Genomic DNA, 8502 nt, shown 5'->3' with positions numbered 1-8502 from the left:
CGGCCTGGTGGACGCCGACGGGGCTGGCCACCGACGCCGGGCGCCGGCTGCGCGACGAGGTGGAGCGGCGTACGGACGAGCTGGCCGCCGCCCCGTGGCAGGCTCTCGGACCGGCCGTCGGGCGGCTCGCCCAACTCCTCGCGCCGGTCACCCGGGCGGTGGTCGCCAGCGGGATGCTCCCGGCGCAGAGCACGCTCGGAATCCGCCGGGACGCGCCCGCTTCGTGACGATGGGTAGCGGCGCCGGCGTCACCGCGTCACGGAATCGCCCTTTCGGAAACTCTCCTGCCAGAACCGCTGAACCGCGTAGCGCTCCCACGCCGTACCAGGCGGCGTACGGAGATCACCGGACGACGGGAGACAAAGGTGCAGCGCAAGCACGTGTTGGCGGCAGGGGTGGCGGTGGTCGCCGCGGCGGTGGTGGCGGTCGGGACCGGGTTCGGCTTCGCCGACACCACCCCCGCCGGGCAGAGCGCCTGCCAGGGCTCGGTGACGTTCTCGGCCGAGGGCGGAGCGCCCGCCGCGACCAGTGACCGGTTCCCGGTGGGCACCCGGCTGCGGGTGACCAACCTGGACAACAACCGGGCGGCGACCGTGACGGTGACCGGCCCGTCCGGGAGCTGCGTGCTGCTCAACGCCGCCGCGATGGAGCTGGTACGGGAACCGGGCAAGAACGTGATCCGGCGCAACCTGGTGGAGCGCCTGGACGGTGCCGCCGCGCGGCCCGGGGGAGCGGCCCAGCCGGGCGGCCAGACCCGGCCGGGCAACGCGCAGCCCCCGGCCCAGCCGGGTGGCGCGCCGGCGGCGAGCGTCTGCGCCGGTGCGATCACCTTCTCCGCCGAGGGCGGGGCGCCCGCCGCGACCAGCGGCCAGTTCCCGGTCGGTACCCGGCTGCGGGTGACCAACCTGGACAACAGCAAGGTGGTCACGGTGACGGTGACCGGCCCGTCGGGCAGTTGCGTGCTGCTCAACGCCGCCGCGATGGACGCGATCCGGGAGCCCGGCAAGAACCTGGTCCGCCGCAACGTGGTGGAGCTGCTCCGCTGACGTGCCGTCGCGCGGTCGCGCTTGGTGCCGAGGCGTCCCGCCGGCCTGACGGCACTGCGGCCCGCCGGTGGAACACCATGGGTGTGGCACCCATGGTGTTCCACCAGGTCGTCAGGCGATGCGGCGGATGCGGCGGACGGCCAGGTAGAGCAGGAGCGCGGCGAGGGCGACGAAGATGCCGGTTTCGATGCCCTGGAACAGCCAGAACCGGTCCGCCGGCTGGTAGAGCTGCCAGTTGTACGCGCCGGGCTGGAGGCCGAGCTCGGCACCGCAGGCCCGACCCTCGGGCCCCTTACCGCCGGGCGGGCACATGATCCGGGTGTCCTCCGCCATCATCGTCCCGTCGGGGTTGCGGATGCCCTGGCTGAGGATCCAGTCGCCGCGGCTCATGGCGGCCTCCGTGACCCCCTCGATCGGGAAGGTGAGGGTGCGGGCGGGCTGGTAGTGCGGGCGGGCCAGGACCGCCACCGCCGCCCGTACGCCGATGAACCCGGCCAGCGTGATGCCCATGGCGGGCAGCATCCGTTTCCACACGGTGCCGGCGAAGATGCCCAGCGCCACGGCGAAGAGGGTGTATCCGATCGGGACGACGCCCTGCAGGTCGAACACGATCATGCCGAGCCGGCCCTCGTGCGCGGCCTGGGTGAGCGGTTCGACCCACCACGACATGCCCAGCCCGTAGCAGACCGCGAGGACCACCACGGCCGCGCCGACCAGCCCGAACTTCACCAGCGCCCACCGGGTCCGGCCGACGCCCTGGGTCCAGATGAACCGGTGCGTGCCGTGCTCCACCTCGCGGGCGACCAGGGGGGCGCCCCAGAACAGGCCGACCAGCACCGGCAGCGTGAGCAGCAGCACGGCCACCAGGTTCAGGCTGCCGTACCGGTTGGTGAAGCGGCGGAAGCCCGCGTCGCAGGTCTCCCGGGTCGCCGCCGCCACGTCGGTGCCGGCGAGCTGGCGTGCGCAGTCCGCCAGCCCGAGGTCGGCGAAGGTGTGCCGCATCGACAGGCCGATCGGCACCATCAGGGCAGCGAGCGCCGCGAACCCCAGCAGGGTGAAGAACGCCTGCTTGCGGTGTTGCCGCCAGGTCAGCCAGATCATGCCGGCACCCCCCACTCGCTGTGACTGGTCTGCGAGGCGCCGTCGGCGAGGTAGGCCAGGACGACGTCCTCCAGGCCGACCTCGCGTACCGTCCAGGCGGGATCGGTGACCGGACCCTCGGTGCGGACCAGCAGCGTGGACTGCCGGTCGGTGTGGCTGGCCCGGACCACCTCGGCGACGCCGCCGATCGGGCCGTCGTCGTGCCGTGGGCCGACCAGCTGCCGGTGCGCGGCCACCAGGTCGTCGACCGAGCCGGCGAGGTGCACCCGGGCGGCGTTCAGCACCACCAGGTAGTCACAGACCCGTTCGAGGTCGGCCAGCAGGTGCGAGGAGAGCAGCACGGTGGTCTCCGACTCGGCGACGCTGCCCATCAGTGACTGGAGGAACTCGCGTCGGGCCAGCGGGTCGAGGCTGGCGACCGGCTCGTCGAGCAGCAGCAGCCGGGGCCGTTTCGCCAGGGCGAGGGCCAGCGCGACCTGCGCGCGTTGCCCGCCGGAGAGCTTGCCGACCCGCAGGTTGGGCGGGATGCCGAGCTGGGCCAGCCGGTTGCGGGCCAGCACGGCGTCCCAGCGCCGGTTCAACCGGGCGCCGAGGTCGACCAGCTCGGCGGCGGTGAAGTCGCGGTAGAGCGGGGTGTCCTGGGCGACGAACCCGATCTCGGGCAGCAGCTCAGGGTTGTCGTACGGCGACTCGCCGAAGATCCGTACGGCGCCGGCGTCGGGTCGGAGCAGTCCCACCGCCAGGTGCAGCAGGGTGCTCTTGCCGGCGCCGTTGGGCCCGACGAGGGCGGCGACCCGCCCGGCCGGCAGGTGCAGCGAGCAGTCTCGCAGCGCCCAGGTCTTCCCGTAGCGTTTGCCCAGCCCCTGGGCCTCCAGGGCGATCTCCATCTGGTGTCCTCTCATCGTGCCGGGGCGGTCTTCGTGCCTTCGGGGTCAGCGGTGAGGGCGGCCCGCATGGTGGTCTCGACGAGGGCGGTGACGTCCTCGGGGGTCAGTCCGGCCGTGCGGGCGCGGTGCAGCCACGCCACCAGTTCCTCGCGCAGCTCGGCCTGGTTGGGCAGGGACGTGCCGGCGAGCGTGCGCCGGACGAAGGTGCCCACCCCCGGGCGACCCTCGACCAGGCCCTCGATCTCTAGCTCCCGGTACGCCTTCAAGACCGTGTTCGGGTTGATGGCCAGGGACTGGGCGACGTCGCGGACCTTCGGCAGTTGGTCACCGGGCGTCAGCAGGCCCACCCGCAGGGACTGTTTGACCTGCTGGACCAGCTGCACGTACGTGTTCACCTTGGACCTGCCGTCCAGTACGAACTCGATCACCCAGTCGCCCTTCCATTGTCCTACGACAGTAGGACTATAGGACAGGATCGGGCGTCCGGTGGACCCGTGACACGAAAAAGCGCCACGGGTGTCGTCGACACCCGTGGCGCTCTTCGCCGGACGGTGGCTCAGCCGAAGGCGGCGTCCAGGATGTCCAGACCCCGGGCCAGCTCGTCGTCCGAGATGACCAGCGGCGGGAGGAAACGCAACACGTTGCCGTAGGTGCCGCAGGTCAGGGTGAGCAGGCCGGCGGCGTGGCAGGCCGCCGAGATCGCCGCCGTGGCGGCCGGGTCCGGGACGAGGGTGCCCGGCTGCACCAGCTCCACCGCGAGCATCGCGCCCCGGCCGCGTACCTCGGCGATGCGCGGGTCACGCTCGGCGATGGTGCGCAGCCGCGCCGCCATCACCGTCTCGATCCGCTGCGCCGCGCAGGTCAGCTCCAGTTCCCGCATGGTCTCGATGCTGGCCAGCGCCGCCGCGCAGGCGATCGGGTTGCCGCCGTAGGTGCCGCCGAGGCCGCCGACGTGCACGGCGTCCATCAGCTCCGCCCGGCCGGTCACCGCCGCCAGCGGCAGCCCGCCGGCGATGCCCTTGGCCAGGGTGATCAGATCCGGCACGACCTCCTCGTGCTCGCAGGCGAACCACTGCCCCGTCCGGCAGAACCCGGTCTGGATCTCGTCGGCGACGAAGACCACCCCGGCCGCCGTCGCCCACTCGCGCAGCGCCGGCAGGAACCCCGCCGCGGGTACGACGAAACCGCCCTCGCCCTGGATCGGCTCGATCAGCAGCGCGGCGACGTTCTCCGCGCCGACCTGCTTCTCCACCATCTCGATGGCCCGGGCCGCCGCCTCGGCGCCGGAGAGGCCCCCGTCGCGCAGCGGGTACGACATCGGCACCCGGTAGATCTCCCCGGCGAACGGCCCGAACCGGTGCTTGTACGGCATGTTCTTCGCGGTCAGCGCCATGGTGAGGTTGGTCCGACCGTGGTACGCGTGGTCGAAGACCACCACCGCCGGCCGCCCGGTCGCGTGCCGGGCGATCTTCACGGCGTTCTCCACCGCCTCGGCGCCGGAGTTGAACAGCGCCGAGCGCTTCTCGAAGTCCCCCGGCGTGATCGCGTTCAACTGCTCGCAGACCGCCACGTACGACTCGTACGGGGCGACCATGAAGCAGGTGTGGGTGAAGCGTTCGACCTGGGCCTTCACTGCCTCGACCACGCGGCGCGCGGAGTTGCCCACGTTGGCGACCGCGATGCCCGCCGCGAAGTCGATCCACTGCCGGCCCTCGACGTCGGTGATGGTGCCGCCGCCGGCGTGGTCCACGTAGGACGAGATGGTGCTGCCGACGCCCCGGGCCACCGCCGCGCCGCGCCGCTTGTGCAGTTCCTCCGACGACGTCATCGGTCAGCCCTCGATGTTGTGCATGACGTGCTTGATCCGGGTGTAGTCCTCCAGGCTGTAGACCGAGAGGTCCTTGCCGTGCCCGGAGTGCTTGAAGCCGCCGTGCGGCATCTCGGAGACGAACGGGATGTGGGTGTTCACCCAGACGCAGCCGAAGTCGAGCCGGCGGGTCATCCGCATCGCCCGGCCGTGGTCCTTCGTCCAGACCGAGGCGGACAGGCCGTAGTCAACGCCGTTGGCCCAGCGCACCGCCTCGTCCTCGTCGGAGAAGCGCTGCACGGTGATGACCGGGCCGAACACCTCGTCCTGGATGATCTCGTCGGCCTGCCGTACCCCGGAGACGACGGTCGGGGCGTAGAAGTAGCCGCGCTCGCCGAGCCGGGAGCCGCCGGTCTCCACGCTGGCGTGCCCGGGCAGCCGGTCGACGAAACCGGTGACCCGGGCCAGCTGGTTGGCGTTGTTCAGCGGGCCGTAGAGCACGTCCTCGTCGTCCGGCGCGCCGGTCTTGGTGTTGCGGGCCTGCTCGGCCAGCGCCGCGACGAAGTCGTCGTACACCCGGGGGCCGGCGAGCACCCGGGTGGCGGCGGTGCAGTCCTGGCCGGCGTTGAAGTAGCCGCCGACCGCGATCGCCTCGGCCGCCGCCGCGACGTCCGCGTCGTCGAAGAGCACCACCGGGGCCTTGCCGCCCAGCTCCAGGTGGGTCCGCTTGAGGTCCGGCGCGGCGGCGGAGGCGACCTCCATGCCCGCGCGGGTCGAGCCGGTGATCGACACCAGCTGCGGAGTCGGGTGCGAGACGAGGTTACGACCGGTGTCGCGGTCGCCGCAGACCACGTTGAACACGCCCGGCGGGAAGAACTCCGACGCGATCTCGGCCAGCAGCAGCGTCGACACCGGCGTGGTGTCGGACGGCTTGAGCACCACCGTGTTGCCGGCGGCGAGCGCCGGGGCGATCTTCCAGACCGCCATCATCAGCGGGTAGTTCCAGGGCGTCACCTGGGCGCAGACGCCGATCGGCTCGCGCCGCACGTACGAGGTGTGCCCGGCCATGTACTCGCCGGCCGAACGGCCTTCGAGCAGGCGGGCGGCGCCGGCGAAGAAGCGGAACTGGTCCACCGCCGGCGGCAGTTCCTCGTCGGCGGTGAGCTGGCGTGGCTTGCCGGTGTTGCGTACCTCGGCGTCGACCAGCTCGGCGGCGCGGGCCTCGACGGCGTCGGCGAGCTTGAGCATCGCCTTCTGCCGCTCGCCGGGGGTGGTGTCCCGCCAGGTCTCGAAGGCGGTGGCGGCGGCCTTCATCGCCGCGTCCACGTCCGCCGCGCCGGAGACGGGGGCCTGGGCGAAGACCTCGCCGGTGCACGGGTCGATCAGGTCGGCGTAGCCGCCGTCCGCCGGTTCGACGTACTGGCCGTTGACGAAGTTGCGCAGCTGCTGCTGGTCGCTCATGGGGATGTCTCTCCGAGGGGTGGCCGGGAGTCTGGTCGCGGAGGTAATCGGAATCTTGCTGCCATCTTCGCTACTGAATTCGCGGCAGACAAGGCCTGTGGCGACTGTTTCCGTGTGGGCGGTCGTCGTCTACGCTGCCGACGTGGAGCCGAGAGCCTTCTATGTCGCCGGTCGCCCCGTTCACGGTGAGGGCGAGCTGACCGTCACCCACCCGTACGACGGCCGGACGGTGGGGCGTACCACGCTCGCCACCGCCGACCAGGTCGAGGCCGCCGTCGCGGCGGCGGCCGGCGTGGCCGCGCAGGCCGCGGCCCTGCCCGCGCACGTACGGGCGGCGGCCCTGGACCACGTCTCCCGGCGGCTGGCGGAGCGGGCCGAGGAGGTCGCCGGCGCTGATCACCGGCCGAGAACCGGCAAGCCCGGTCAAGTGGGCGCGGGCCGAGGTGGGGCGCGCGGTGTCGACGTTCCGCTGGGCGGCGGAGGAGGCGCGCCGCTTCTCCGGCGAGTTGCAGCGCCTGGACACCGACCCGGCGGCGACCGGGCGGATCGCCCTGGTGCGCCGGGTCCCGCGTGGCCCCGTGCTGGGGATCGCGCCGTTCAACTTCCCGCTGAACCTGGTGGCGCACAAGGTCGCCCCGGCGATCGCGGTGGGCGCGCCGATCATCGTGAAGCCGGCCCCGGCGACGCCGCTGTCGGCGCTGCTGCTCGGGGAGATCCTGGCCGAGACCGAGCTGCCCGAGGGCATGTTCTCGGTGCTGCCGCTGCCCAACGAGCGGGCCGCCGAGCTGGTCGCCGACCCGCGGCTGCCGGTGGTGTCGTTCACCGGCTCCGGCCCGGTGGGCGCGGCGATCCGCCGCTCCGCGCCGGAGAAGCACGTGACGCTGGAGCTGGGCGGCAACGCGGCGGCGGTGATCTGCGAGGACTGGGCCGCCGACGAGGACCTGACGTTCGCCGCGCACCGGATCGCGATGTTCTCCAACTACCAGGCCGGCCAGTCGTGCATCGCCGTGCAGCGGGTCTTCGTGCACGAGTGGCTCTACGACGGCTTCCTGCCCCGGCTGGTCGCGTCGGTGCAGGAGCTGCGGGTGGGCGACCCTGCCTCCGGCTTGACCGACGTCGGGCCGCTGGTGTCCGAGGAGGCGGCGAAGCGGGTGGAGGCCTGGGTGGACGAGGCGGTCGTCGCCGGGGCCACCATCGAGGTGGGCGGCCGGCGCGACGGCGCCACCTACCCGCCGACCGTGCTCTCCGGCGTGCCGTCCTCCGCGAAGGTCTGCACGGAGGAAGTGTTCGGGCCGGTCCTGGTGGTCGCGCGCGTCACCGACGATCGCGCCGCGTTCGCCGCCGTCAACGATTCCGCGTACGGGTTGCAGGCGGGCGTGTTCACCCACCGCCTGGACGTGGCGTTCGAGGCGGCGCGGGTGCTGGAGGTCGGCGGGGTGATCGTCGGGGACGTGCCGTCGTACCGCGCGGACCAGATGCCCTATGGCGGGGTGAAGGGGAGTGGCGTGGGGCGCGAAGGGCTGCGTAGTGCGATGGAGGACTACACCGAGCCGCGGGTGATGGTGCTGACCGGGGTGCAGCTCTGAAGTAGCGGTTGAAAAGCCCTCGACCTGCGCATTGCAGTCGGTCTCCGGTTGCTGCTCCACCGCTTGATCCTCGTGCCGCACATGGCGTCCAAGTCCGCGATCGTTCCTTGGCTTCGCATTAACAGAGGATCAGCACTCCGATGCCCTCTGGGATGCGGTCGTTCAGAGACCAGCAGAGGACTACTTGGTCGTCGCACTCTCCTATGTAAATACATTCGCAGGAAAAAGTTCCGAGCTTCATGCAGAAAGCCTTGCGGCGCCTGACGTGAAAGGCGACTCTGGCACGCCGACGCCTCAGCCAAGATCTGGTCGGAGCCGGGGTGAAGCAGCAAGACGTGCAAAGAGGAAGAGCAGTTCAAACTGAGCGACGAGCCGCTGCTAGTGTTCTGTCTCAGTTTTGACTAGCCACTTGCTGAAGGGCGACTCGTCCACGTCGGACCTTGGTCAGGATCGATTCGGCGGTGGCGGTCCAGACGAACGGCTTCGGGTCGTCGTTATGCACGCGCAGGTACTCCTCGATGGCGGCGACGAGGTCGTCGACGCTGCGGAACACGCCACGGCGGATCATCTTCTCGGTCAGGTCGGCGAACCAGCGCTCAACCAGGTTGAGCCAG

6 protein-coding genes and 3 pseudogenes are annotated in these 8502 nt (G+C 71.7%); 3 read left to right on the top strand and 6 right to left on the bottom strand.

Annotated elements, in window-relative coordinates:
• Both JNW89_RS19775 and JNW89_RS19770 read left to right on the top strand, forming a co-directional pair.
• Positions 1 to 227, top strand: a pseudogene (locus tag JNW89_RS19775) (hypothetical protein); the annotation flags it as partial.
• Between the two features lie 138 nt (positions 228 to 365).
• Entirely contained in the window at positions 366 to 1046 is a 681-nt protein-coding gene (locus tag JNW89_RS19770; RefSeq protein ID WP_238450028.1) for a septal ring lytic transglycosylase RlpA family protein, read from the top strand.
• 111 nt (positions 1047 to 1157) lie between these two features.
• On the opposite strand, the gene JNW89_RS19765 is transcribed toward JNW89_RS19770, so the two are convergent.
• The 5 genes from JNW89_RS19765 to JNW89_RS19745 form a co-directional block, all read right to left on the bottom strand.
• Positions 1158 to 2147 carry a transporter gene (locus JNW89_RS19765; protein WP_238450027.1) on the bottom strand — a complete coding sequence of 330 codons (990 nt, stop codon included), beginning with the start codon at positions 2145 to 2147 and terminating at the stop codon, positions 1158 to 1160.
• Entirely contained in the window at positions 2144 to 3034 is an 891-nt protein-coding gene (locus tag JNW89_RS19760) for an ABC transporter ATP-binding protein (RefSeq protein WP_238450026.1), read from the bottom strand. The genes JNW89_RS19765 and JNW89_RS19760 overlap by 4 nt, the downstream gene beginning before the upstream one ends.
• Before the next feature lie 11 nt (positions 3035 to 3045).
• On the bottom strand, positions 3046 to 3462 hold the full coding sequence (locus JNW89_RS19755) for a GntR family transcriptional regulator (RefSeq protein ID WP_238450025.1): 417 nt from the start codon (positions 3460 to 3462) through the stop codon (positions 3046 to 3048).
• Positions 3463 to 3590: 128 nt separating this feature from the next.
• On the bottom strand, positions 3591 to 4862 hold the full coding sequence (gabT, locus tag JNW89_RS19750) for a 4-aminobutyrate--2-oxoglutarate transaminase (protein WP_238450024.1): 1272 nt from the start codon (positions 4860 to 4862) through the stop codon (positions 3591 to 3593).
• 3 nt (positions 4863 to 4865) lie between these two features.
• On the bottom strand, positions 4866 to 6302 hold the full coding sequence (locus JNW89_RS19745) for a gamma-aminobutyraldehyde dehydrogenase (RefSeq protein ID WP_238450023.1): 1437 nt from the start codon (positions 6300 to 6302) through the stop codon (positions 4866 to 4868).
• A 142-nt stretch (positions 6303 to 6444) separates the two neighbouring features.
• Here JNW89_RS19745 and JNW89_RS19740 point away from each other — a divergent pair.
• Positions 6445 to 7888 (top strand): annotated as a pseudogene (locus JNW89_RS19740) (aldehyde dehydrogenase family protein).
• Positions 7889 to 8279: 391 nt separating this feature from the next.
• On the opposite strand, the pseudogene JNW89_RS19735 reads toward JNW89_RS19740, so the two are convergent.
• A pseudogene (locus JNW89_RS19735) lies at positions 8280 to 8502 on the bottom strand (IS630 family transposase); the annotation flags it as partial.

It is taken from the genome of Micromonospora sp. 4G55, assembly GCF_016803375.1.
This window is presented reverse-complemented; position numbering and strand designations above follow the sequence as displayed.

Excerpts from the sequence above, each read along its gene's own strand:
- JNW89_RS19765 (WP_238450027.1), bottom strand. The coding sequence starts at position 2,147 with ATGATCTGGCTGACCTGGCGGCAACACCGCAAGCAGGCGTTCTTCACC.
- JNW89_RS19760 (WP_238450026.1), bottom strand. The coding sequence starts at position 3,034 with ATGGAGATCGCCCTGGAGGCCCAGGGGCTGGGCAAACGCTACGGGAAG.
- gabT (WP_238450024.1), bottom strand. The coding sequence starts at position 4,862 with ATGACGTCGTCGGAGGAACTGCACAAGCGGCGCGGCGCGGCGGTGGCC.
- JNW89_RS19745 (WP_238450023.1), bottom strand. The coding sequence starts at position 6,302 with ATGAGCGACCAGCAGCAGCTGCGCAACTTCGTCAACGGCCAGTACGTC.